Origin of the sequence: Streptomyces sp. NPDC002176 (assembly GCF_044903645.1) — a bacterium.
Lineage (GTDB): Bacteria > Actinomycetota > Actinomycetes > Streptomycetales > Streptomycetaceae > Streptomyces.
In genome coordinates this window covers 254,362-277,095 of the sequence record NZ_JBJDQW010000002.1, presented here as the reverse complement: position 1 = coordinate 277,095, position 22,734 = coordinate 254,362, and the positions used below count along the sequence as shown (strand labels likewise).

Below are 22,734 nucleotides of genomic sequence, written 5' to 3'. Positions count from 1 at the left end.
TTCTCCTGTACGCGAGGACGTGCTCGTCGGGGGAAAAGGGCTCGAACCGCTGAAGAGCGGGTGAAATGTGCGCAGGGTCACGCCGGGGACGGCCGGACCCGGGGCCAGTGTCTACTTGGCGCGCTTGTAGAAGGGCAGCGCCACGACCTCGTACGGCTCGTGGCTGCCCCGGATGTCCACGCCCACACCCGTGCTGCCGGGGGCGGCGTGCGCGGCGTCGACGTAGGCGATGGCCAGCGGCTTGCCGAGGGTGGGGGAGGGGGCACCCGAGGTGACCTCGCCGATCACCTCGCCACCGGCGACGACGGCGTACCCGGCGCGCGGCACCCGGCGGCCCTCGGCGATCAGGCCGACCAGGACGCGCGGCGGCCGGGCCTCGGCGCGCTCGGCGGCCTTCGCGAGCGCCTCGCGGCCGACGAAGTCGCCCTCCTTGGCGAACTTCACCACGCGGCCGAGACCGGCGTCGAAGGGGGTCAGCTGGGTGGTCAGCTCGTGCCCGTACAGCGGCATGCCCGCCTCCAGGCGCAGGGTGTCCCGGCAGGACAGCCCGCACGGCACCAGACCGGCGGCGGACCCGGCCGCGAGCAGGGCCTCCCAGAGCTGGACGGCGTGCTCGGGCCGCACGAACAGCTCGAAGCCGTCCTCGCCGGTGTAGCCGGTGCGGGCGATCAGCGCGGGCACGCCCGCGACCGTGCCGGGCAGCCCGGCGTAGTACTTCAGGCCGTCGAGGTCGGCGTCGGTGACGGCCTTGAGGATGCCGGGGGACTCCGGGCCCTGGACGGCGAGCAGCGCGTAGGCGTCGCGGTCGTCGCGGACCTCGGCGTCGAAACCGGCGGCGCGCTCGGTCAGCGCGTCCAGCACGACCTGGGCGTTGGAGGCGTTGGCCACGACCATGTACTCGTGCTCGGCGAGCCGGTAGACGATCAGGTCGTCCAGGATGCCGCCGTCGGCGCGGCAGATCATGGTGTAGCGGGCGCGGCCGACGCCGACCGAGGCGAGGTCGCCGACGAGGGCGTAGTTGAGCAGGGCGGCGGCGTCGGGGCCGGTCACCGTGATCTCACCCATGTGCGAGAGGTCGAACAGCCCGGCCCGGGTGCGCACCGCCTGGTGCTCGTCCCGCTCGGAGCCGTAGCGCAGGGGCATGTCCCAGCCGGCGAAGTCGGTCATCGTCGCGCCGAGCGAGCGGTGCACGGCGTCGAGCGCGGTATGGCGCGGGGCGTTGGGGTCGGTGCTGCTCATCGGTCGTCTCCCAGGGCAACGGGGGATGGGGTGAGGAACGTTCCTCCCCATCTGTCATCGGAACCTGAGAGGTTCGCCATGACCCGCCCCCAGGGGGGTGTCAGTGGCTTGCACCTTGGGTGGAGCCACTGCGACAGCGGCCCGCTTTTCAGATGTGCCTCGCCCACGCGGTAACGGTGCCTGAGAGATTCAAGGGAGGGACTTGCTCCTTCGGCGCCCCGGATGGGGACTCTCCCGCGCGGATTCAAACGGCCGGTATGCAGTTGGCGGGCACATCATCGCACGGCGGGGCCCGGCCCTGAAGGGGCCACCGACTGTGACATGGCTGTGGCCGTTCGGGGACCCGACCGACGAGGCGGCGCATTACCTTCTCTTTACATTTGTTGGGCAGGAGATGACCTGAACCCACAGGGGAGGACGATCACGGTGAACAGGACCACGGTGTGCGCCACCACCACCGGCATCCCGGTGCCGCAGCAGCCCTGCGCACCCGCCCACGAGCGCCGGGCCGAGCGTCCCGCGCCGGTCGTCCGCGACCTGCGCGACCGCCCCGGCGGCGGCCCCCGCACCCTGCGCTTCGGCCCCCGCGACCTCGCCGTCGTCACCGGCCTGCCCGGCAGCGGCAAGTCCACCCTGATGCGCCGTGCGGTCCCCGGCCACCGCGTCGACTCCCAGGACGCCCGCGACCGCTGGGCCGCCCGCCTCCCCACCGCCCTGCCCTACGCGCTCTACCGCCCCCTGGTCCGCCTCGCCCACTACGCCGGACTGCGCCGCGCGCTGGCCTCCGGCGAGGGCGTCGTCGTGCACGACTGCGGCACCCAGCCCTGGGTGCGCGGCTGGCTCGCCCGCGAGGCCCGCCGCAGAGGCGGCACCCTGCACCTGATCCTGCTCGACGTGCCCGCCGACACCGCCCGGCGCGGCCAGCGCGAGCGCGGCCGGGGCGTCTCCCGGTACGCCTTCCACCGCCACCGCGGTACCACCGCCCGCCTGCTGGGCGCCGTCGAGCGCGGCGAGAGCCCCGCGGGCTGCGGCTCGGTGGTCCTGCTGGACCGCGCCTCGGCGGACGGGCTCAAGCGGATCGAGTTCGCCGAGTGAACGCCCGTACGCGTACCGGATAGCCTTCAGCACCACAGCATGACTCCCAGCAGGCGGTAGGCACATGGACTTCCCGGCGGACCTTCCCGCGGACTTCCCGGCACAGGCACACCCCCACCCGCACGGCGGTTGGCCCGGCAACGAACTGGAGGAGGTCCTCTCGGCCTCCCTCGGCATACCCACGGCCGGGGCCCGTGTCATCGAGGTCCTGGCCCGCAGCTTCGTCTGGATACCGCTGCCCAACGGCGGCGGCCCGCACAGCGGCCCGCTCGACCTGCCCACCGTCGACATCGACGGCCAGGTGTACGTCCCGGTGTTCAGCTCCGAGGAGCAGTTCCGGCAGTCGCCCGGCGGGCACCTCCCGCACACCGTCGCGCCCGCCGTGGAGTTCGCGCGCGGTCTGCCGCCGCAGGCGGGCGTGGTGATCAACCCCGGCGGCGTGGTCGGACTCCCGCTGCCGCCCGACGCGGTGGCCGCGCTGTGCCGGGCCGGGGTGAGCCCGCTGGACGGTCCGGCCTCCGGCGGCCGGGTCCGGCTCTTCGAGCCCGACTGGCAGGAGGACCCGGTGGACTTCCTCGCCGCCGCCTCCGCCGAGTTCGCCGCGACCGGGGTCGTCGTCAGCGCCCGCCGCTGCCTCGCCGTCATCGAGACCGCCGACCCGGTCCTCTTCGTCGGCGTCGAACTCGCCCACTGGGAGGGCGACGCGCGCTCCCTCCCCCTGGACGCCCTCGGCCGCGCCCTCGGCCGCGCCCCCGCGCCCTGGCCCGTCAACCTGGTCCTCCTGGACGCCGCCCAGGACCCGGTGGCCGACTGGCTACGGACGAACGTCCGCCCCTTCTACCAGTACGGCAACTGATCCAGCAGGCCCGAGCCCAGAAGGTCCGAGCCCCGAAGGGGCGAGGCCCCCAGGGGCGCGGGGAACTGCGCGACAAACCACGACGCACCCGCACCCGCGAACCGGCACAACCCCCCACCCCGGTGGGCGCTTAAGCTGTCCCCACACGCGGGGAACATGACGAAGGGGCGGTAGGACAGGTGAGCGCGAGCCCAAGCGGCAGCGTCGAGCACATGCTGCGCCAAGTCACTCCCGGACGCTACGACGCCTACGAGGCACTGCTCCGCGCCCTCGCCACCCCCTCGTCCGGCCAGATCTGGATGCTCCTGTGGCACGGCCAGGCCGGCTCCCCGGACGCCCAGTACGGGAACATGGAGGTCGACGGCCTCGGCTACGCCCCCTGTGTGACCTCCGCGCAGGAACTCTCCGCCAGCGGCTGGAGCAGGTCCTACGAGGTGGTCGACGGCCTCGACGTCGCCCGCACCCTCTACCCGGACCACTACGGCCTCTGGCTCAACCCGCACGCCCCCGGCGGCGGCGTCGGCATCCCCTGGCTGGACCTGCGCCGCATCGCCACCGGCCTGGACCGTCGGCCCGCGGGCCCGCTGCGGCTGTCCGAACCCGCCATCGAGGTACCGCAGTTCTACGCCCTGCTCGCGCAGAACGCCCACCGCACTCCGGCCCTGCGCTCGCTGCGCCGCGTCTGGGTGCAGCCCGCCCTCGGCGCCCCCTACCTCGCCCTCGGCCTGGACGTCTACGACACCACCCCGGCCGCGGTCGACTCGGTCCGCGCGATGATGCAGCAGTCGGTGAGCGCGGTCCCCGAGGGCCTGCCGGTCTCCACGGTCGCCATGACCGACGACTACGACCCCGTCGTCATGTGGATGCGCGCCAACTCCCGCCCGTTCTACGACCGCGAGGCCCACGGCGCCGTCGCCCCGGCCACCGGCGCCTACTGATTCAGGGGCGCGTTCCCTCCGGGCCCCTTTCTTTTCTGCTTCTTTGCCATTCTCTGGTAATTCCGCGTTCCGGAATCCCGTATTTCAGGTGCGTGTTCGTCACGCCCTGTTCTGGGTAGGTCACGTGGAGGTCCCGTGTGGCGACCGTGTGAACTGCCCCTCCATGACGACGTGTTCACGCATGTTCAAGCGGAGATGTCGGTGAATGGCGCTCTTCGCTCACCTCGTCCCGAATTCACCTGTGTCCTACCGTTGCAACCCGCCGTTCGGATATCGGAACGTGCCAGGTTGCATCACGTTTAGGCATCCATTCATCGCCAAGTCTGGAAACGGATCGCCCAAGCGTTGAAGACTCCCGATCCAGGGGTGTTCTCCCCGTGTACGACAGTCTTCGACGCCGCTCACGCGGCAAGTGTGGGCCGGTTCAGGCCGGTTGAGAGGGGTCCCTGTCAGAATGACGGCACCATTGCACGAGCCGACCGCTGACGCGGCCCCGAACGCGATCGAGGAAGCGGAGGCGGCGAGCGTCAAGGCGAAGGACGTCCAGGGACGTTCGCTGGGGCGCATCGCGTGGGAGCGGCTGAAGCGGGACAAGCTCGCCCTGACCGGCGGCACCGTCGTCGTCCTCCTCATCGTGGTCGCCCTGCTGGCACCGGTCCTCAGCCAGTTGCTGGGGCAGGACCCGGACCTCCACCACGAGGACCTGATCGACCCGCTGTTCGGCACCCCCAAGGGTTCCCTGGGCGGCATCAGCGGCGATCACTTGCTGGGCATCGAGCCGGTCAACGGCCGCGACATCCTCGCCCGCATCCTCTACGGGGCGCAGATCTCGCTCCTGGTCGGCTTCCTGTCGGCCGTGGTGGCCGTCTTCCTCGGCACGGTGCTCGGCATCCTCGCCGGGTTCTTCGGCGGCTGGGTCGACTCCGTGATCAGCCGGGTGATGGACGGTCTGCTCGCCTTCCCGCAGCTGCTGTTCATCATCGCGCTCGTCTCGGTGATGCCCAGCAGCATGCTGGGGCTGAGCGGTTCGGCCGTCCGTGTCTTCGTGATGATCCTGGTCATCGGCTTCTTCGGCTGGCCCTACATCGGCCGCGTGGTGCGCGGCCAGACCCTCTCGCTGCGTGAGCGCGAGTACGTCGACGCGGCCCGCTCGCTGGGCGCCGGACGGTTCTACATCCTGTTCAAGGAGCTGCTGCCCAACCTGGTCGCGCCGATCATCGTCTACTCCACGATGATGATCCCGACCAACATCCTCACCGAGGCGGCCCTGAGCTTCCTGGGCGTGGGCGTCAAGCCGCCCACCGCCTCCTGGGGCCAGATGCTCTCGAACGCGATCGACTACTACGACTCGGACCCCATGTACATGGTGGTTCCCGGTGTGGCGATCTTCATCACCGTTCTTGCCTTCAACCTGTTCGGCGACGGCGTCCGGGATGCCCTGGACCCCAAGGCTTCCCGCTGACCACGCCGTACCCCCAAGCGACCCGTGGAACACGCACGGGGTCTCTCATCAATTCCGGAGGATCCGAGATCGTGACTACCCAACGCACTTCAGGGCGGGCCAAGCGGACCGCGGCCGCTGCCGCCGTGGTCGCGGCACTGCTGACCACGGCCGCGTGCGGCGGCGGCGACGACGGCGGTTCGAAGAACGGTGCGGCCGGCTTCGACGCGGCCAACAACAAGGTCGCCCAGGCGTCCCAGGTCAAGAAGGGCGGCACCCTGCGCTTCGGGTCCGTCCAGGACGCCGACTCGTGGGACACCACGCGCGGCTACTACGGCTTCATGTGGGACTTCTCCCGCTACTACAGCCGCCAGCTGGTCACGAACAAGACCGCGCCGGGTGCCGCGGGCGCCGAGGTCACCCCGGACCTCGCCACCGGTGTCGCCAAGGTCACCGACGACGGCAAGACCTACACGTACACCCTGCGGGACGGGGTGACGTGGGAGGACGGCAAGCCGATCACCTCCAAGGACGTCAAGTACGGCATCGAGCGCGTGTGGGCGCAGGACGTGCTGTCCGGCGGTCCGACCTACCTGAAGGAGGTCCTGGACCCCAAGGGTGAGTACAAGGGCCCCTACAAGGACAAGGCCGCGGACCACCTGGGCCTGAAGGCCATCGACACCCCGGACGACAAGACCATCGTCTTCCACCTCCCCGAGGCCAACTCGGACTTCGAGGAGATGCTGGCGCTGACCTCGGGTTCCCCGGTCCGCCAGGACAAGGACACCAAGTCCAAGTACGGTCTGCACCCGTTCTCCTCGGGCCCGTACAAGTTCGCCTCGTACGCCCCCGGCAAGGACCTCAAGCTGGTCCGCAACGAGAACTGGAAGGCGTCCTCGGACCCCGTCCGCAAGGCGTACCCGGACGCGATCACCATCAAGTTCTTCTCCAACGCCAACGACCTGGACCAGCGTCTGATCAACGGCGACCTGGACATCGACCTGGCCCAGACCGGCATGTCGCCCCAGGGCCGCACGGCCGCCCTCAAGCAGCACAAGGGCAACCTGGACAACCCGGTCTCCGGCTACGTCCGTTACGCCGTCTTCCCGCAGAGCGTGAAGCCGTTCGACAACGTGCACTGCCGCAAGGCCGTGATCTACGGCGCCGACCACGTCTCGCTGCAGACCGCCCGTGGCGGCCCGGTCGCCGGTGGCGACATCGGCACCAACATGCTCCCGCCGTCGGTTCCCGGCGCCGAGGGCCAGAAGTACGACCCGTACGAGCTGGCCGGTGCCAACAAGAACGGCAACGCCGCCAAGGCCAAGGAAGAGCTGAAGGCCTGCGGCAAGCCGAACGGCTTCAGCACCACCATCGCGGTCCGCAACAACAAGCCGGTCGAGGTGGCCACCGCCGAGTCGATGCAGGCGGCGCTGAAGAAGATCGGCGTCAACGTCCAGATCGACCAGTACGACGGTGCGCAGACCCCCGGCATCATCGGCAGCCCCGCCAACGTCAAGAAGAAGAACTACGGCATCATCATCATGGGCTGGGGCCCGGACTTCCCGTCCGTGCAGGGCTACGGCCTCCCGCTGTGGAACAGCAAGTACATCCTCGAGAGCGGCAACAACAACTACGCCCTCATCAAGGACAAGACGATCGACGGTCTCTTCGGCCAGTACGTGAAGACGCTGGACGACGGCGGCAAGACCAAGATCGCCACTGAGATCAACCACAAGGTGATGGAGGGCGCTTACTACCTGCCCTTCGTCTACGAGAAGTTCATCAACTGGCGCTCGGACCGCGTCGCGAACATCTACACGTCGAACGGCTACAGCGGCATGTACGACTTCGTCAACCTCGGTCTGAAGTCCTCGAAGTAACTCCGGCACACCCGCCGAACGGCACGAAAGGCAGGTGAAGGCCGGCGCGGCGAGACCGTGAACCGCCGGATGAACTCCGGCGGTTCACGGTCCGCGGCGGGCCGTAAGCTGTGCTCGCTTACCTCATCAGGCGGCTCTTCGCCGCCGCAGTGATGCTCGTGGTCATCGTCATGGTGGTCTTCGGCATCTTCTTCCTCGTCCCCAAGTGGGCGGGGGTCGACGTCGCCACGAGTTTCGTGGGCAAGCAGGCCGACCCCGCGGCAGTCGAGGCCATCCGGGAGAAGCTCGGTCTGGGCGACCCGGTCTTCCTGCAGGTGTGGGAGTTCTTCAAGGGCATCTTCGCGGGCCGCACCTACGCGGCCGGCGGCGATGTCACCCACTGCGCCGCACCCTGCTTCGGTTACTCCTTCCGCAGCGAACAGGCCATCTGGCCGGTGCTGACCGACCGTTTCCCGGTCACGCTGTCCCTCGCGCTCGGCGCGGCGGTCCTGTGGCTGGTCTTCGGTGTCTCGGCGGGTGTCCTCTCCGCGCTCAAGCGGGGCACCCTGTGGGACCGCACCGCCATGGTGGTGGCGCTGGGCGGCGTCTCGCTCCCCATCTACTTCACCGGCCTGCTCTCGCTGGCGATCTTCTCCTACGGGCTCGGTCTCATCGACGCGCAGTACGTGCCCCTGGCGGACAGCTTCAGCGGCTGGCTCGGCGGCATGATCCTGCCCTGGATCACCCTGGCCTTCCTGTACGCGGCGATGTACGCCCGGATCACCCGCGCCACCATGCTGGAGATCCTCGGCGAGGACTACATCCGCACCGCCCGGGCCAAGGGCCTCAAGGAGCAGACGGTCATCGGCAAGCACGCCATGCGCTCCACGATGACCCCCATCCTGACCATGCTCGGCATGGACCTCGGCGCCCTCATCGGCGGCGCGATCCTGACCGAGACGACGTTCAGCCTGCCCGGCCTCGGCCAGGCCGTCCTCAACGCCATCAAGAATCAGGACCTGCCGGTCATCCTCGGCGTCACCCTGATCACCTCGGTGGCGGTGCTGGTGGCCAACCTCCTGGTGGACATCCTGTACGCCGTGATCGACCCGCGCGTGAGGCTCTCATGACCGAACTCAGCAAGACCGGAGCCGCGGTGGGCGAGCCCACCGACACCAAGGCCGCCGACAAGGCGTTCCTGGACGTGCGCGACCTCAAGGTGCACTTCCCGACCGACGACGGCCTGGTCAAGTCCGTCGACGGACTGACCTTCACGCTGGAGAAGGGCAAGACCCTCGGCATCGTGGGCGAGTCCGGCTCCGGCAAGTCGGTCACCTCGCTCGGCATCATGGGCCTGCACACCGCCGGTCAGTACGGCAAGCAGAAGGCGCGCATCTCCGGCGAGATCTGGCTGAACGGCACCGAGCTGCTGTCCGCCGATCCCGACCAGGTGCGCCGGATGCGCGGCCGCGAGATGGCGATGATCTTCCAGGACCCGCTGTCCGCGCTGCACCCGTACTACACGATCGGCCAGCAGATCGTGGAGGCGTACCGCATCCACCACAACGTGGACAAGAAGACCGCGCGCAGGCGTGCGGTCGAGATGCTCGACCGGGTGGGCATCCCGCAGCCGGACAAGCGGGTGGACAACTACCCGCACGAGTTCTCCGGCGGTATGCGCCAGCGCGCCATGATCGCCATGTCGCTGGTCAACAACCCCGAACTGCTCATCGCCGACGAGCCGACGACCGCCCTGGACGTGACCGTCCAGGCGCAGATCCTCGACCTGATCCGCGATCTGCAGAAGGAGTTCGGCTCCGCGGTCATCGTCATCACCCACGACCTGGGCGTCGTCGCCGAACTCGCCGACGACATCCTGGTGATGTACGGCGGCCGCTGTGTCGAGCGGGGCCCGGCGGAGAAGGTGTTCTACGAGCCCCGGCACCCCTACACCTGGGGTCTGCTCGGTTCGATGCCGCGGCTCGACCGCGAGCAGCAGGACCGCCTGATCCCGGTGAAGGGCTCCCCGCCCTCCCTGATCAACATCCCGTCCGGCTGCGCCTTCAACCCGCGCTGCCCGTACGCCGACCTCCCCAAGGACAACGTGACCCGCACGGTCCGCCCCGAGCTGACCCAGGTCGGCAGCACGCACTGGGCCGCCTGCCACATGGACACGGAGCAGCGGGAGCGGATCTGGACCGAAGAGATTGCGCCGAAGCTGTGAGCGACGAGAAAGCAGTGACGATCCCCGCGCAGGCCAAAGCCGCCGACAGCGCGGACGGCGAGATCCTGCTGAAGGTCAGCGGCCTGAAGAAGCACTTCCCCATCAAGAAGGGGCTGCTGCAGCGGCAGGTCGGCGCGGTGCACGCGGTCGACGGCATCGACTTCGAGGTGCGCGCCGGTGAAACGCTGGGCGTCGTGGGCGAGTCGGGCTGTGGCAAGTCCACGATGGGCCGGCTGATCACCCGCCTCGACGAGCCGACCGCCGGCACCATCGAGTTCGAGGGCAAGGACATCACGCACCTCGGGGTCTCGGGCATGCGCCCGATGCGCCGCGATGTGCAGATGGTCTTCCAGGACCCGTACTCCTCGCTGAACCCCCGGCACACCATCGGCACCATCATCGGAGCGCCCTTCCGGCTCCAGGGTGTCGAGCCCGAGGGCGGCATCAAGAAGGAGGTCCAGCGGCTGCTGTCGGTCGTGGGTCTCAACCCCGAGCACTACAACCGCTACCCGCACGAGTTCTCCGGCGGCCAGCGCCAGCGCATCGGTATCGCCCGCGCGCTCGCGCTGAAGCCGAAGCTGGTCGTGGCAGACGAGCCGGTCTCCGCGCTGGACGTGTCGATCCAGGCCCAGGTCGTCAACCTCATGGACGACCTCCAGGAGGAACTGGGCCTGACCTACGTGATCATCGCGCACGACCTCTCGGTCGTCCGGCACGTCTCGGACCGGATCGCGGTGATGTACCTCGGCAAGATGGTCGAGATCGCGGACCGCAACTCGCTGTACGCGGCGCCGATGCACCCGTACACCAAGGCGTTGATGTCGGCCGTGCCGATCCCGGACCCGAAGCGCCGGGGCGCCAAGAGCGAGCGCATCCTGCTCCGCGGCGACGTGCCCTCGCCGATCTCGCCGCCCTCCGGCTGCCGGTTCCACACCCGGTGCTGGAAGGCCACGGAGATCTGCAAGACCACCGAGCCCCTGCTGCTGGAGCTGAAGCCCGGCCAGCGGGTCGCCTGCCACCACCCGGAGAACTTCGCCGACCAGGCCCCGCAGGACACCGTCCTGCTGACGGCGGCGAAGGAGGCCGCCGAGCTGGTGCCGGACGCGGTGCTGGAGGAGTCGGCGGAGACCTCGGCGGCCGTCGCCGCGGAGGTCGCGGAGCCCGAGGCGGAGAAGCCTTCTGTGACCAAGGTGGAGAAGGCCACTGAGCCCGCCGAGGCCGACTCGGAGAGCGCGGCCGAGGAGAAGTGAGTCGGCGGCCGCCGGGCACCCCGGCGGCCGCCCCTCCCGCCTTGCTTCGCAAGGCAAGCACCCCGCGACAGGTCAGAATGTGCGGGTGCAGCTCGATCAGATCTTCAGTCCCTCCGTCCAGCACACGCTCGATGTCATCGGCATCTTCGTGTTCGCCATCTCCGGCGCCCTGCTGGCCGTCCGCAAGAACTTCGACGTCTTCGGCATGGCCGTGCTCGCCGAGGTGACCGCGCTGGGCGGGGGGCTGTTCCGTGACCTGATCATCGGGGCGGTACCCCCGGCTGCCTTCACGGACCTCGGGTTCTTCGTCACCCCGCTGCTCGCCACGGTCGTGGTGTTCTTCCTCCACCCGCACGTGGAGCGCATCCAGTCGGCGGTGCTCGTCTTCGACGCGGCCGGACTCGGCCTGTTCTGCGTCACCGGCACCACCAAGGCGTACAGCCACGGACTCGGCCTGACCGCCTCCGCCACCCTGGGCCTCGCCACCGCCGTCGGCGGCGGTGTGCTGCGCGACGTGCTCGCCAACGAGGTGCCCTCGCTGCTGCGCTGGGACCGCGACCTGTACGCGGTGCCCGCGATCGTCGGCGCCACCATGGTGGTGCTGTGCATCCGCTTCGACGCGCTGACCTCCGTCACCAGCGGGCTCGCGGCGGCCGCCGCGTTCATCCTGCGGCTGCTCGCCATGAAGTTCCACTGGCGGGCGCCGCGCGCCTGGAACCGCCGCTCCACCGTCATGGAGGAATGACCTGTTCATCTGACCGAAACGCAAAAAGCTACCGCTTAGTAATCACCTGTTGTACCGTTCACCCATGCCAGAAGCAGCCTCCGCCCCCGCCACTCGAGCCGTGATCGGCGACAGCGAGTTCGACCGTGACACCGAGGTCGTCCGGCGCGCGCCCGGTGTCTACGACATCGACCTGTCGGCCGGGTGGACCATCATCACCGCCGTCAACGGCGGCTATCTGCTGGCCGTGCTCGGCCGGGCCCTCGCGGACACCCTCCCGCATCCGGACCCGTTCACCGTCTCCGCGCACTATCTGACGGCGTCCCAGCCCGGCCCGGCGGTCGTCCGCACCGAGACCGTGCGCACCGGCCGCACCCTCTCCACCGGCCAGGCGTCGCTGTTCCAGTACGACGCCGAGGGCAACGAGGTCGAGCGCATCCGCGTCCTCGCCTCCTACGGCGACCTCGCCGCCCTCCCGGACGACGTGCGGACGACGGCCACCCCGCCCGCGATCCCGCCCCTGGAGCGCTGCCTCGGCCCCGAGGACGGTCCGGCGCCGGTCGACGGCAGCTCGGCCATCACCGAGCGGCTGATGCTCAAGCTGGACCCGGCCACCGTCGGCTGGGCCGTCGGCGCGCCCTCCGGCAAGGGCGAGATGCGGGCCTGGTTCGGGCTGGCCGACGGCCGGGACGCGGACCCCCTCTCGCTGCTGCTCGCGGTGGACGCGCTGCCGCCGACCGCGTTCGAGATCGGGCTCACCGGCTGGGTGCCCACCGTCGAACTGACCGTGCATGTACGGCAGCGGCCCGCGCCGGGTCCGCTGCGGGTGTCCATCACCACCCGCAATCTGGCCGGCGGCTTCCTGGAGGAGGACGCCGAGGTCTGGGACAGCGAGGACCGCCTGGTCGCCCAGTCCCGCCAGCTCGCCCGCGTCCGGCTGGGCTGAGCCGCGCCGCTCAGGATGCGGGGGGCGTTTCCTGGTCCGTCCAGTGCCTGCTGCCGAGGTTGATCAGGCGCAGCTGCTGGGTGGCCAGCCGGGTCACCCGCTCCCACTCGCCCTGGGGGGCCTCCAGCGCCTCCAGGAAGAGCTGGGCCGTGATGAGCATCTGGTCGACGTAGAGATGCGCGAGCATCGTCAGGTCGTCGTCCCCCCAGCCCTCCGACTCGCGGTCCTGGGCCAGTTCGGCCTTCACCTCCTCGGTGAAGCGCGCGAGCTGGTCCCGGATCGCCTCGCGCACCGGCTGCACCCCGCCGTGCCGCTCGCGGGCGATGAAGCGGACGTGCGCCGGGAAGGCCCGTACGTGCTGGTCGATCAACTCGACCGCGCGGCCGATGCGTTCCTCCGGGTCGTTCGCCGCCGACACCGTCGGCCCCACCATCGGGTGCAGCCTGCCCAGCGCCTCGTCGACCAGGGCCACCCCGAGATCTTCGGTGGAGCGGAAGTGCCGGTAGAACGCGGTCGGCGCCACCCCCACGGCACGGGTCACCTCGCGCAGCCCCAGACTGCTCAGGCTCTGCTCCTCCAGCAGCACCAGCGCCGCGTCCAGGAACGCCTGACGGGTCTTCTGCTTCTGTGCCTGCCGGATGCCGAGGGTGTGACTCATGTCATCCAGTTAACAACTGTTCTCTGGAATTGGAAAGCCGTGCGGAGGGTTAGACTCGGAGTCAGTGAACAAGTGTTACTACAACTGTTCACCGAGACGTTCCCGAGGGGGGATCGAAACCATGCTGTTCCTCGTCGCCGCACTCATGCTCCTCGGTGTCACGCTCGGCACCGTGGCCCACGTACCGCTGCCGGTCAGTGCCGTCGTCGCCGCCTTCATCGGTGTCTGGCTCGTCGTCTTCGCCGTCCGTGAGCGCCATGGCCGCCGTCGCGGCACCACCCACTGACCCGCCCGCCCGCACCGACCATCAGGAGCTGAGCACCATGCATCTCACCGCACCTGCCACCGGTCACGTCGAGGCGAGGCCGCGCCCGCGCGACGCCGACGGCATGGCCGTCGCGTCCTTCGTCCTCGGGCTGCTCGGACTGCTCGTCCTCAACCTCGTGCTGGGCCCGGTCGCCATCGTCCTCGCGGGCGTCTCCCTGTGGCGGGGCACCCGCCGCCGGGGCCGCGCCTGGCTCGGTCTGGCCCTCGGTGTGACCGACCTCGTCGTCCTGGCCTTCACCATGCAGCTGACCGACACGGTGTCCTGGAGCCTGTGAGGCACGGACGCCGGGCCCGGAGCCCGTGCCGGTGGCCCGTAGAATCGGCGTCACCATGGCTTACCTCGACCACGCGGCCACGACCCCGATGCTCCCCGAGGCGGTGCGGACGCTGACCGCCCAGCTGAGCGTCACCGGCAACGCGTCCTCCCTGCACGCCTCCGGCCGCCGGGCCCGCCGCACCGTCGAGGAGTCGCGCGAAACCCTCGCCGAGGCGCTCGGCGCCCGCCCCAGCGAGGTCGTGTTCACCTCCGGCGGCACCGAGGCCGACAACCTCGCCGTCAAGGGCCTGTACTGGTCCCGCCGCGCCGCCGACCCGAACCGGGTCCGGGTGCTGGCCAGCCCCGTCGAGCACCACGCCGTCCTGGACGCCGTGCACTGGCTGGGCGAGCACGAGGGCGCCGTCGTCGAGTACCTCCCCGTCGACCGTCACGGCCGCGTCCACCCCGAGGTGCTGCGCGAGGCCATCGCCCGCGACCCCGACGATGTCGCGCTGGCCACCGTGATGTGGGCCAACAACGAGATCGGCACCCTGCTGCCGGTCCGCGAACTGGCCGACGTCGCCGCCGAGTTCGGGGTGCCGCTGCACGCCGACGCGGTGCAGGCGTTCGGTCAGGTGCCGGTCGACTTCGCCGCCTCCGGGCTCGCCGCGATGACCGTCTCCGGCCACAAGATCGGCGGCCCCTACGGCATCGGCGCCCTGCTGCTCGGCCGCGAGTACACCCCCGTACCCGTGCTGCACGGCGGCGGCCAGGAGCGCCATGTCCGCTCCGGCACGCTGGACGTGCCCGCCATCGCCTCCTTCGCGGTCGCCGGACGCCTCGCCGCCGAACGGCAGGAGTGGTTCGCCCGCGAGATCGGCGCCCTGCGCGACCGGCTGGTGGAGGCCGTACGCGCCGCCGTCCCGGACGCCCTGCTCGGCGGCGACCCGGCACCCGGCGGCCGACTGCCCGCCAACGCGCACTTCACCTTCCCCGGCTGCGAGGGCGACTCCCTGCTCCTGCTGCTGGACGCCCAGGGCATCGAGTGCTCCACCGGCTCCGCCTGCACCGCGGGCGTCGCCCAGCCCAGCCACGTCCTGCTCGCCACCGGCACCGACCCGGACCTCGCCCGCGGCACCCTGCGCTTCTCGCTGGGCCACACCTCCACCCAGGACGACGTGGACGCCGTCGCCAAGTCCATCGGCCCCGCCGTGGAACGCGCCCGCGCGGCCGGACTGGTCTAGGCACGCGTGGTGCGTGCCCCGCGCGCCAGCCGTATGTACCGGTCCCAGTCCCAGTGCGGGCCGGGGTCCGTGTGGTCGGTGCCCGGCACCTCGACATGGCCGATGACGTGCTCCCGGTCCACCGGCATGCCGTACCGCGCGCATATGGCGGCCGTCAGCCGGGCCGAGGAGGCGTACATCGCGTCCGTGAACGACTTCGGGTCGTCCACGAAGCCGACGTGTTCGATGCCGACACTGCGCTCGTTGAAGGACCGGTTGCCCGCGTGGAAGGCCACGTCCAGCTCCCGGATGAGCTGGGTCACCCGGCCGTCCGCGCGCACGATGTAGTGCGCCGCCGCCTGGTGCGCCGGGTCCTGGAACACCTTCACCGCCGATGCGTACCCGCCCTGGGTGACATGGACGACCACCCGGTCCACCGGATAGTCGTCCGGGCGGTCCGCGTGCCGGTAGTTGGCGGGGGAGGCCGCCACCCAGCGGGCGCCCGCGAAGTCCACCGCGCCCGGCACCCGCTGCCGCTCCACGCCCGGCAGCCGCCAGTACAGCCGGGCCAGCTCCTCATGGGCCAGCGCCGCCGCCCCCGCGGCGGCCACCGCACCGCCGATGAGCAGCGCGCGTCGGCCCGGCTTCCGGTCCCCGTCGTCCATCTCCACCCCGTACGCCCCGTTTCCAGCGAACCCCTCGTGATCACCAACGCACACCCGGCGTCCCCGGTTCCCGCCGCCCCGTACCCTGGAAGGGCTATGACTGAGACCTCGCCGCGCCCCCTCCGCGTCCTCGCCGCCATGTCCGGTGGTGTGGACTCCGCCGTCGCCGCCGCGCGCGCCGCGGAAGCCGGTCACGACGTGACCGGCGTCCACCTCGCGCTCTCCGCCAACCCGCAATCCTTCCGGACCGGCGCGCGGGGCTGCTGCACCATCGAGGACTCCCGCGACGCCCGCCGCGCCGCCGACGTCATCGGCATCCCGTTCTACGTCTGGGACCTCGCCGACCGCTTCCGCGAGGACGTCGTCGAGGACTTCGTCGCCGAGTACGAGGCCGGGCGCACCCCCAACCCGTGCCTGCGCTGCAACGAGAAGATCAAGTTCGCCGCGCTGCTGGACAAGGCGCTCGCGCTCGGCTTCGACGCGGTCTGCACCGGCCACTACGCCAAGGTGCTGGTGGACGAGGACGGCAACCGCGAGCTGCACCGCGCCTCCGACATGGCCAAGGATCAGTCCTACGTGCTCGGCGTGCTGGACGACCGGCAGCTCGCGCACGCCCTGTTCCCGCTCGGCGACACGATCACCACCAAGGACGAGATCCGCGCCGAGGCCGAGCGCCGGGGCCTGGCCGTCGCCAAGAAGCCCGACTCGCACGACATCTGCTTCATCGCCGACGGCGACACCCAGGGCTTCCTCGCCGACCGGCTCGGCAAGGCCGAGGGCGACATCGTCGACGAGGACGGCAACCACCTCGGCACCCACGAGGGCGCCTACGGCTACACCATCGGCCAGCGCAAGGGCCTGCGCCTGGGCACCCCCGCCCCCGACGGCAAGCCGCGCTACGTCCTGGACATCTCCCCGGTCACCAACACCGTCACCGTCGGCCCCGCGGCCGCCCTCGACGTCACCGCGCTCACCGCGATCAAGCCCCGCTGGTGCGGCACCGCCCCCGAGGGCCCCGGCACCTACACCGCCCAGCTGCGCGCCCACGGCGGCGAGACCGAGGTCGACGCCGAGCTGGTGGACGGCGAACTGCGCGTCACCTTCACCGAGCCCGTCCGCGGCGTCGCCCCCGGCCAGGCGATCGTGCTCTACGACGGCACGCGCGTGGTCGGCTCCGCGACCATCGCCACCACCACCCGCGCCACGGCCGCCACGGTCTGAGCCCCCGCCCGGCCGGGACCACCCCGGCCGGGCTCAGCCGGTCACGAAGTCGGCCAGCACCGGCGCGAGGGCGGCGGGCTCCACCGCGTGCGTCTGCCCCTCCAGCACCGCGTACGTGCCGTCCGGCACCGCCTCCGCGACCGCCTGGGCGCCCGCGCGCAGCCACGGCGGGCTCACGCTGCCCGCGACCGACAGCACCGGCACCGGGACCCGGGCCAGCAGGTCCGCCGGGAGCAGCCCGTCGCCCATCAGGGCCGCGTCGTAGGCGAGGCTCGGGGCGAGCAGTTCCAGGCCCGGCCACATCGGGGACTGGCGGGCCCGCCGGATCATCTCCTCGGCCAGCCCGGTCAGCCGCAGGAACAGCTCCGCCGCCTCGCCCAGGTCGCCCGCCGCCAAGGCCACGTCCAGGGCAGCCGCGTACGCCACCTGCCGCTCCGGGCCCTCCGGCAGGAAGTCGTTGAACGGCACCTCGTACACCGCCGTCCGGCGCACCGGCAGCCCGCTCGCGGCTGCCAGCAGCGCCAGCGCGCCGCCGGAGGACAGCCCGAACAGCGCCGCCTCGCCGCCCACGGCCGCCATCAGCGCGGCCAGGTCCTCCACCTCGCGCTCCACCGTGTACGGCACGGTGTCACCGCTCGCGCCCCGGCCCCGCCGGTCGTAGACGACGGCCCGGCAGCGGTCCGCGAGCGCCGCCGCCAGCGGGGCGAGCGTGAGCCCGGTGGACATCGCGCCGCTCACCAGGATCACCGTGGGCCCCTCACCGGTCACGCGGTACGCGAGCGAGGTCCCGTCGACGGAAGTCGTCTTCTTGTCCATGCCCGTGGACACTGCCGTACGGGTGCCGGAGTCACCGGTCACGACACGGCGGCGCGCCGCGAGGTCACGCCACTTCGGGCGCGTAGAAGCAGTAGTGGTCCTTGATCCGGGCCACCTCCGGCTTCGGGTCCGGGTAGCCCCACACGAGGTCGGGCGCGTCCGGCACCGACCAGTAGGACGCCGTGCCCTTGAAGGGGCAGTCGGTGTGGGTGTCCGACTCGGTCAGCAGATCGAGCCGGACGTCCTCGGCGGGGAGGTAGTACCGGGGCGGACAGCCCGTCTCGTGCAGGACGAGGGGGCGGTCGGTCTCTGCGAGCACCTGGCCGTCGTGTACGACGCGCACATGCTGCTCGCCCTCTTCGATGGTGATCGTGTGTCCATGTCCCATATCGGGAGAGCACCGGGGGAGCCGTGGTTGTTCCCGCGCGCCCGCGTACCGTGGGCCGCATGAATATCTGCGTCTTCCTCTCCGCCGCCGACCTCGACGAGCGCTACACGCGCCCCGCGCGGGAGTTCGGGGAACTGATCGGCAAGGGCGGCCACACGCTCGTCTGGGGCGGCTCGGACTCCGGTCTGATGAAGGTCGTCGCGGACGGCGTGCAGCAGGCCGGGGGCAGGCTCGTGGGCGTCTCCGTGGAGTTCCTGTCGGCGGTCGCCCGGCCCGGCGCCGACGAGATGCTGGTCGCCGCCGACCTCGCCGAGCGCAAGCGGCTGCTGCTTCAGAAGGCCGACGCCGTGGTCATCATGGTCGGCGGCACCGGCACCCTGGACGAGGCCACCGAGATCCTGGAGCTGAAGAAGCACGGCCGCACCACCAAGCCCGTCGTGCTGCTCAACACCGCGGGCTTCTACGACGGCCTGGAGCAGCAGTTCCGCCGCATGGAGGCCGAGGGCTTCCTGCCCCGCCCGCTGTCGGAGCTGATGTACTTCGCCGCCGAGCCGACCGCCGCCCTGGCCCACCTGGAGGAGTCCCTCGCCGCGGGCTGATGCGACCATGGCGGGCATGGCTACTCATGTGATCACCGGCGCCGGTTCCGGCATCGGCGCCGCCGTCGCCCGCCGTCTGCACGCGCGCGGGGACGACCTCGTGCTGCACGCGCGCGACGCGGCCCGCGGCAAGGAGCTGGCGGCCGAGTTCCCCGGCGCCCAGACCCTGGTGGGCGACCTCGCCGACCCCGACCGGCTGTCCTGGGCCTTCTCCCACCAGTCGCTGCCGGACCGCGTGGACTCGCTGCTGCACATCGCCGGGGTCGTCGACCTCGGCGACATCGGGGACCTCACCCCCAAGTCCTGGCACCACCAGCTCAACGTCAACCTGATCGCGCCCGCCGAGCTGACCCGGCACTTCCTGCCCCAGCTGCGCGCCGCCCGCGGCCAGGTCGTCTTCGTCAACTCCGGCGCCGGACTCAACGCCCACGCGGGCTGGTCCGCGTACGCCGCCTCCAAGCACGGGCTGAAGGCCCTCGCGGACGCGCTGCGCCAGGAGGAGCACGGCAACGGCGTCCGGGTCAGCTCCGTCTACCCCGGCCGCACCGCCAGCCCCATGCAGGCCAAGGTGCACCAGCAGGAGGGCAAGGAGTACGACCCCGCGCGGTTCATCGACCCCGAGTCGGTCGCGGACACCATCCTGCTCGCCCTGGACCTGCCCAGGGACGCCGAGATCAACGACCTGACGGTGCGCCCCGGCCGCTGACGCGGCCGCACGCCGTACGGCATACCCTGCCGGGGTGAGTGAGAACACCCAGGTCACCTTCCCCGCGGCCACCGGCGTCGGCTCGATGCCCGGCGAGGACGCGCTCGAGACCGCCAGGACCGTCACCGGCAGCCTGGAGGACTTCCCGTACCTCGCCGAGCTGCCCGCGCGCGGCCCCGGCGCCGACATGATCGGCCGCACCGCCGGGATGCTCGTCGAGCTGTACGCGCGCGTGGAGCCCAGCGGCTGGCGGCTGTCCGACCGGCCCGGCCGCGACACCCGGCGCGCGCACGCGTGGCTGCGCCAGGACCTCGACGCCCTGGAGGAGTTCACCCAGGGCTACGAGGGCGACCTCAAGGTGCAGGCGGTCGGCCCCTGGACGCTCGCCGCCGCGCTGGAACTGCGGGGCGGCGAGGCGGTGCTGTCCGACCCCGGCGCCTGCCGCGACCTCACCGCCTCGCTCGCCGAGGGCCTGCGCCTGCACCTGGCCGACGTCCGCCGCCGCGTGCCCGGCGCGCGCGTGGTGCTCCAGCTCGACGAGCCCTCCCTCACCGCCGTGCTGCGCGGACAGGTCAGGACCGCCAGCGGGTACCGCACCTACCGGGCCGTGGACCGGCAGGTCGTCGAGTCCGGGCTGCGCGAGGTGCTCGGCGCGAGCGGCTCCGGCCCCACCGTCGTCCACTCCTGCGCCCCCGACGTGCCGTTCGCGCTGCTGCGCCGCGCGGGCACCGACGCCGTCTCCTTCGACTTCGCCCTTCTCACCGAGCGTGACGACGACACGATCGGCGAGGCCGTCGAGGGCGGCACCCGGCTCTTCGCCGGTGTCGTCCCCGGCACGGATGCCGCATTGTCAGACCCTGCCGGTAGCGTCATGGGTGTCAGGACGCTGTGGCGCAGGCTGGGGCTGCGACCGGGACTGCTCGCGGAGGCGGTCACGGTCACGCCCACGTGCGGTCTCGCGGGTGCATCCCCCGCCTACGCCCGTCAGGCGCTCGCCCACTGCGTCCGGGCGGCGAGATCCCTCGCGGACAACCCTGAGTAACGGGAGGACACTACGGTGGCCGGCGACAAGCAAGCGGCGACGACGGCGGTGCCCGCCGAGGCGCGCGAGAGGCACGGGCGGCTCGCGGAGCAGGTCGAGGAGCACCGCTTCCGGTACTACGTGAAGGACGCTCCCGTCGTCAGCGACGCGGAGTTCGACGACCTCCTGAAGACCCTGGAGGCCCTGGAGGAGGAGTTCCCGGAGCTGCGCACCCCGGACTCGCCCACCCAGAAGGTCGCCGGGTCCTACGAGACCGAGTTCACCGCGGTCGCGCACCGCGAGCGGATGCTGTCCCTGGACAACACCTTCAACGACGAGGAACTCGCCGCCTGGGCCGACCGCATCGCCCGCGAACTCGGCGAGCAGACCTACCACTTCCTGTGCGAGCTGAAGGTCGACGGCCTCGCCGTCAACCTCACCTACGAGCACGGCCGCCTCACCCGCGCCGCGACGAGGGGCGACGGCCGCACCGGTGAGGACATCACGCCCAACGTCCGCACCATCGCCGACATCCCCGAGCGCCTCCAGGGCGAGTCGGTGCCCGACCTGGCGGAGATCCGCGGCGAGGTCTACTTCCCGATGGACAGATTCCTCGAGCTGAACGAGCGCCTGGTCGCCGCCGAGGAGAAGCCCTTCGCCAACCCCCGTAACGCGGCCGCCGGTTCACTCCGCCAGAAGGACCCCCGCGTCACCGCGAGCCGCCCGCTGCACATGGTCGTCCACGGCATCGGCGCCCACGAGGGCTTCACCGGCCTGACCCGGCTGTCCGAGGCGTACGACCTGCTGAAGACCTGGGGCCTGCCCACTTCCCCGCACAACCGCGTGGTCGACGGCCTCGACGGCGTACGGGAGTTCATCGCCTACTACGGCGAGCACCGGCACTCCGTGGACCACGAGATCGACGGTGTCGTCGTCAAGCTCGACGAGATCCGCCTCCAGGGCCGCCTCGGCTCCACCGCGCGCGCCCCGCGCTGGGCCATCGCGTACAAGTACGCGCCGGAGGAGGTCAACACCAAGCTCATCGACATCAAGGTGGGCGTCGGCCGCACCGGCCGGGTGACCCCGTACGCCCAGGTCGAGCCGGTCACGGTCGCGGGCAGCGAGGTCGAGTTCGCCACCCTGCACAACCAGGAGGTCGTCAAGGCCAAGGGCGTGCTCATCGGCGACACCGTGGTGCTGCGCAAGGCCGGTGACGTCATCCCGGAGATCCTCGGCCCCGTCGCCGACCTCCGGGACGGCGGCGAGCGGGAGTTCGTGATGCCGACGCACTGCCCCGAGTGCGGCACCGCGCTGCGCCCGATGAAGGAGGGCGACATCGACCTCCGCTGCCCCAACGCCCGCACCTGCCCGGCCCAGTTGCGCGAGCGCGTCGCCTACCTCGCGGGCCGCGAGTGCCTGGACATCGAGCACTTCGGCGGGGTCGCCGCCGCCGCGCTCACCCGGCCGCTGGAGCCCGCCGACCCGCCGCTGGTGGACGAGGGCGACCTGTTCGACCTGACGGTGGAGAAGCTGCTGCCGATCAAGGCGCATGTGCTGGACCCCGACAGCGGACTGCCCAAGCGCGACCCGAAGACCGGCGAGGAGAAGGTCGTCACCGTCTTCGCCAACCAGAAGGGCGAGCCGAAGAAGAACACCCTCTCCCTGCTGGAGCACATCGAGGCGGCCAAGCAGCGCCCGCTCGCCCGGTTCCTCAACGGGCTGTCGATCCGTCACGTCGGCCCCGTCGCCGCCCAGGCGCTCGCCCGCGAGTTCCGGTCCGTCGAGCGCATCGAAGCGGCCACGGAGGAGGAGCTGGCCGCCACCGACGGCGTGGGCCCCATCATCGCGGCCGCGCTCAAGGAGTGGTTCGCCGAGGACTGGCACCGCGAGATCGTGCGCAAGTGGAAGGCGGCCGGGGTCCCGCTGGAGGAGGAGTCCACCGGCGAGGACGAGGGCCCGCGCCCGCTGGAGGGGATGACCGTCGTCGTCACCGGCACCCTGGAGAACTTCACCCGTGACGGCGCCAAGGACGCGCTCCAGAGCCGGGGCGCGAAGGTGACCGGTTCCGTCTCCAAGAAGACCTCCTTCGTGGTCGTCGGCGACAACCCCGGCTCCAAGTACGACAAGGCGACGCAGCTCAAGGTGCCGGTGCTGGACGAGGACGGATTCACCGTCCTGCTGGAGCGCGGACCCGAGGCGGCGGCCGAAGTCGCGCTTCCGACCGGGGAGTAGCGGTTGAAGGCCACCCGTACGGCGCATATCAGATGCATACGGGTGGCCCG

The 22,734-nt window shown here is 71.2% G+C and carries 23 protein-coding genes and 1 riboswitch; of the genes, 18 read left to right on the top strand and 5 right to left on the bottom strand.

Features of this window, described 5'->3' with window-relative positions; genetic code table 11:
* Positions 1-111: 111 nt before the first annotated feature.
* The gene (gcvT, locus tag ACI2LY_RS09495; protein ID WP_404706679.1) at positions 112-1,239 is read right to left on the bottom strand and encodes a glycine cleavage system aminomethyltransferase GcvT; all 1,128 of its coding nucleotides are present in this window, start codon (positions 1,237-1,239) and stop codon (positions 112-114) included.
* Positions 1,240-1,397: 158 nt separating this feature from the next.
* A riboswitch (glycine riboswitch) is annotated at positions 1,398-1,486 on the bottom strand.
* Positions 1,487-1,665: 179 nt separating this feature from the next.
* Between gcvT and ACI2LY_RS09490 the strand changes: the two genes are divergently transcribed.
* The 10 genes from ACI2LY_RS09490 (at position 1,666) to ACI2LY_RS09445 (ending at position 12,572) form a co-directional block, all read left to right on the top strand.
* Complete coding sequence (locus ACI2LY_RS09490) at positions 1,666-2,334, top strand: AAA family ATPase (RefSeq protein ID WP_404706678.1); 669 nt, start codon at positions 1,666-1,668, stop codon at positions 2,332-2,334.
* 64 nt (positions 2,335-2,398) lie between these two features.
* Positions 2,399-3,190 (top strand): enhanced serine sensitivity protein SseB, encoded by a 792-nt coding sequence (locus ACI2LY_RS09485; protein WP_404706677.1) that lies wholly within the window; start codon positions 2,399-2,401, stop codon positions 3,188-3,190.
* A gap of 212 nt (positions 3,191-3,402) precedes the next feature.
* Entirely contained in the window at positions 3,403-4,128 is a 726-nt protein-coding gene (locus ACI2LY_RS09480; RefSeq protein WP_404707298.1) for an enhanced serine sensitivity protein SseB C-terminal domain-containing protein, read from the top strand.
* Between the two features lie 454 nt (positions 4,129-4,582).
* On the top strand, positions 4,583-5,590 hold the full coding sequence (locus tag ACI2LY_RS09475) for an ABC transporter permease (RefSeq protein ID WP_404706676.1): 1,008 nt from the start codon (positions 4,583-4,585) through the stop codon (positions 5,588-5,590).
* Between the two features lie 71 nt (positions 5,591-5,661).
* Complete coding sequence (locus ACI2LY_RS09470) at positions 5,662-7,449, top strand: ABC transporter substrate-binding protein (protein WP_404706675.1); 1,788 nt, start codon at positions 5,662-5,664, stop codon at positions 7,447-7,449.
* 110 nt (positions 7,450-7,559) lie between these two features.
* Entirely contained in the window at positions 7,560-8,558 is a 999-nt protein-coding gene (locus tag ACI2LY_RS09465; protein WP_404706674.1) for an ABC transporter permease, read from the top strand.
* Positions 8,555-9,652 (top strand): ABC transporter ATP-binding protein, encoded by a 1,098-nt coding sequence (locus ACI2LY_RS09460; protein WP_393912773.1) that lies wholly within the window; start codon positions 8,555-8,557, stop codon positions 9,650-9,652. Before ACI2LY_RS09465 ends, ACI2LY_RS09460 begins: the two co-directional genes overlap by 4 nt.
* Positions 9,653-9,666: 14 nt before the next feature.
* Positions 9,667-10,902 (top strand): ABC transporter ATP-binding protein, encoded by a 1,236-nt coding sequence (locus ACI2LY_RS09455; RefSeq protein WP_404706673.1) that lies wholly within the window; start codon positions 9,667-9,669, stop codon positions 10,900-10,902.
* A gap of 85 nt (positions 10,903-10,987) precedes the next feature.
* Positions 10,988-11,647: a trimeric intracellular cation channel family protein gene (locus ACI2LY_RS09450; RefSeq protein ID WP_404706672.1), complete on the top strand. Its 660-nt coding sequence runs from the start codon at positions 10,988-10,990 to the stop codon at positions 11,645-11,647.
* Between the two features lie 64 nt (positions 11,648-11,711).
* Positions 11,712-12,572: a thioesterase family protein gene (locus ACI2LY_RS09445; RefSeq protein WP_404706671.1), complete on the top strand. Its 861-nt coding sequence runs from the start codon at positions 11,712-11,714 to the stop codon at positions 12,570-12,572.
* A 10-nt stretch (positions 12,573-12,582) separates the two neighbouring features.
* Here ACI2LY_RS09445 and ACI2LY_RS09440 read toward each other — a convergent pair whose 3' ends face one another.
* A complete protein-coding gene (locus ACI2LY_RS09440; protein WP_404706670.1) occupies positions 12,583-13,230 on the bottom strand; it encodes a TetR family transcriptional regulator in 648 nt (215 codons plus the stop codon).
* Between the two features lie 121 nt (positions 13,231-13,351).
* Here ACI2LY_RS09440 and ACI2LY_RS09435 point away from each other — a divergent pair, with 121 nt between their 5' ends.
* From ACI2LY_RS09435 to ACI2LY_RS09425, 3 genes are read left to right on the top strand one after another with little or no spacing between them, the layout of a single operon-like run.
* Complete coding sequence (locus ACI2LY_RS09435; RefSeq protein WP_404706669.1) at positions 13,352-13,516, top strand: hypothetical protein; 165 nt, start codon at positions 13,352-13,354, stop codon at positions 13,514-13,516.
* A gap of 37 nt (positions 13,517-13,553) precedes the next feature.
* Positions 13,554-13,832, top strand: a complete 279-nt coding sequence (locus ACI2LY_RS09430) for a DUF4190 domain-containing protein (protein ID WP_393912778.1) — start codon at positions 13,554-13,556, stop codon at positions 13,830-13,832.
* Positions 13,833-13,887: 55 nt separating this feature from the next.
* Positions 13,888-15,057: a cysteine desulfurase family protein gene (locus ACI2LY_RS09425; RefSeq protein ID WP_404706668.1), complete on the top strand. Its 1,170-nt coding sequence runs from the start codon at positions 13,888-13,890 to the stop codon at positions 15,055-15,057.
* Here ACI2LY_RS09425 and ACI2LY_RS09420 read toward each other — a convergent pair.
* Positions 15,054-15,701 (bottom strand): N-acetylmuramoyl-L-alanine amidase, encoded by a 648-nt coding sequence (locus tag ACI2LY_RS09420; RefSeq protein WP_404706667.1) that lies wholly within the window; start codon positions 15,699-15,701, stop codon positions 15,054-15,056. The two genes, ACI2LY_RS09425 and ACI2LY_RS09420, sit on opposite strands and share 4 nt — an antisense overlap.
* 96 nt (positions 15,702-15,797) lie before the next feature.
* Between ACI2LY_RS09420 and mnmA the strand changes: the two genes are divergently transcribed.
* On the top strand, positions 15,798-16,922 hold the full coding sequence (gene mnmA / locus ACI2LY_RS09415) for a tRNA 2-thiouridine(34) synthase MnmA (protein WP_404706666.1): 1,125 nt from the start codon (positions 15,798-15,800) through the stop codon (positions 16,920-16,922).
* 33 nt (positions 16,923-16,955) lie between these two features.
* On the opposite strand, the gene ACI2LY_RS09410 is transcribed toward mnmA, so the two are convergent.
* Together ACI2LY_RS09410 and ACI2LY_RS09405 are read right to left on the bottom strand one after the other, a co-directional pair.
* Positions 16,956-17,738 (bottom strand): alpha/beta fold hydrolase, encoded by a 783-nt coding sequence (locus tag ACI2LY_RS09410; protein WP_404707297.1) that lies wholly within the window; start codon positions 17,736-17,738, stop codon positions 16,956-16,958.
* Positions 17,739-17,802: 64 nt separating this feature from the next.
* The gene (locus tag ACI2LY_RS09405; RefSeq protein WP_404706665.1) at positions 17,803-18,126 is read right to left on the bottom strand and encodes a DUF427 domain-containing protein; all 324 of its coding nucleotides are present in this window, start codon (positions 18,124-18,126) and stop codon (positions 17,803-17,805) included.
* A 59-nt stretch (positions 18,127-18,185) separates the two neighbouring features.
* On the opposite strand from ACI2LY_RS09405, the gene ACI2LY_RS09400 reads away from it, so the two are divergent.
* Genes ACI2LY_RS09400 through ligA form a run of 4 tightly spaced genes read left to right on the top strand, consistent with a single transcriptional unit; the run spans position 18,186 to position 22,684 of the window.
* Positions 18,186-18,725, top strand: coding sequence for a TIGR00730 family Rossman fold protein (locus tag ACI2LY_RS09400; protein WP_404706664.1), 540 nt, complete (start codon positions 18,186-18,188; stop codon positions 18,723-18,725).
* Between the two features lie 7 nt (positions 18,726-18,732).
* Entirely contained in the window at positions 18,733-19,431 is a 699-nt protein-coding gene (locus tag ACI2LY_RS09395) for an SDR family oxidoreductase (protein ID WP_404706663.1), read from the top strand.
* A gap of 34 nt (positions 19,432-19,465) precedes the next feature.
* Positions 19,466-20,473, top strand: a complete 1,008-nt coding sequence (locus tag ACI2LY_RS09390) for a methionine synthase (RefSeq protein ID WP_404706662.1) — start codon at positions 19,466-19,468, stop codon at positions 20,471-20,473.
* A gap of 15 nt (positions 20,474-20,488) precedes the next feature.
* Complete coding sequence (gene ligA / locus ACI2LY_RS09385) at positions 20,489-22,684, top strand: NAD-dependent DNA ligase LigA (RefSeq protein WP_404706661.1); 2,196 nt, start codon at positions 20,489-20,491, stop codon at positions 22,682-22,684.
* The last annotated feature ends 50 nt before the right edge of the window (positions 22,685-22,734 follow it).

Bases quoted from the DNA above. Each gene is read 5' to 3' on its own strand.
- ACI2LY_RS09395 (WP_404706663.1), top strand. From the start codon at position 18,733: ATGGCGGGCATGGCTACTCATGTGATCACCGGCGCCGGTTCCGGCATC.
- ACI2LY_RS09400 (WP_404706664.1), top strand. From the start codon at position 18,186: ATGAATATCTGCGTCTTCCTCTCCGCCGCCGACCTCGACGAGCGCTAC.
- ACI2LY_RS09405 (WP_404706665.1), bottom strand. From the start codon at position 18,126: ATGGGACATGGACACACGATCACCATCGAAGAGGGCGAGCAGCATGTG.
- ACI2LY_RS09420 (WP_404706667.1), bottom strand. From the start codon at position 15,701: ATGGACGACGGGGACCGGAAGCCGGGCCGACGCGCGCTGCTCATCGGC.
- ACI2LY_RS09480 (WP_404707298.1), top strand. From the start codon at position 3,403: ATGCTGCGCCAAGTCACTCCCGGACGCTACGACGCCTACGAGGCACTG.
- ACI2LY_RS09435 (WP_404706669.1), top strand. From the start codon at position 13,352: ATGCTGTTCCTCGTCGCCGCACTCATGCTCCTCGGTGTCACGCTCGGC.
- ACI2LY_RS09475 (WP_404706676.1), top strand. From the start codon at position 4,583: ATGACGGCACCATTGCACGAGCCGACCGCTGACGCGGCCCCGAACGCG.
- mnmA (WP_404706666.1), top strand. From the start codon at position 15,798: ATGACTGAGACCTCGCCGCGCCCCCTCCGCGTCCTCGCCGCCATGTCC.
- gcvT (WP_404706679.1), bottom strand. From the start codon at position 1,239: ATGAGCAGCACCGACCCCAACGCCCCGCGCCATACCGCGCTCGACGCC.
- ACI2LY_RS09440 (WP_404706670.1), bottom strand. From the start codon at position 13,230: ATGAGTCACACCCTCGGCATCCGGCAGGCACAGAAGCAGAAGACCCGT.
- ACI2LY_RS09410 (WP_404707297.1), bottom strand. From the start codon at position 17,738: ATGGACAAGAAGACGACTTCCGTCGACGGGACCTCGCTCGCGTACCGC.
- ACI2LY_RS09430 (WP_393912778.1), top strand. From the start codon at position 13,554: ATGCATCTCACCGCACCTGCCACCGGTCACGTCGAGGCGAGGCCGCGC.
- ACI2LY_RS09425 (WP_404706668.1), top strand. From the start codon at position 13,888: ATGGCTTACCTCGACCACGCGGCCACGACCCCGATGCTCCCCGAGGCG.
- ACI2LY_RS09460 (WP_393912773.1), top strand. From the start codon at position 8,555: ATGACCGAACTCAGCAAGACCGGAGCCGCGGTGGGCGAGCCCACCGAC.
- ACI2LY_RS09485 (WP_404706677.1), top strand. From the start codon at position 2,399: ATGGACTTCCCGGCGGACCTTCCCGCGGACTTCCCGGCACAGGCACAC.
- ACI2LY_RS09445 (WP_404706671.1), top strand. From the start codon at position 11,712: ATGCCAGAAGCAGCCTCCGCCCCCGCCACTCGAGCCGTGATCGGCGAC.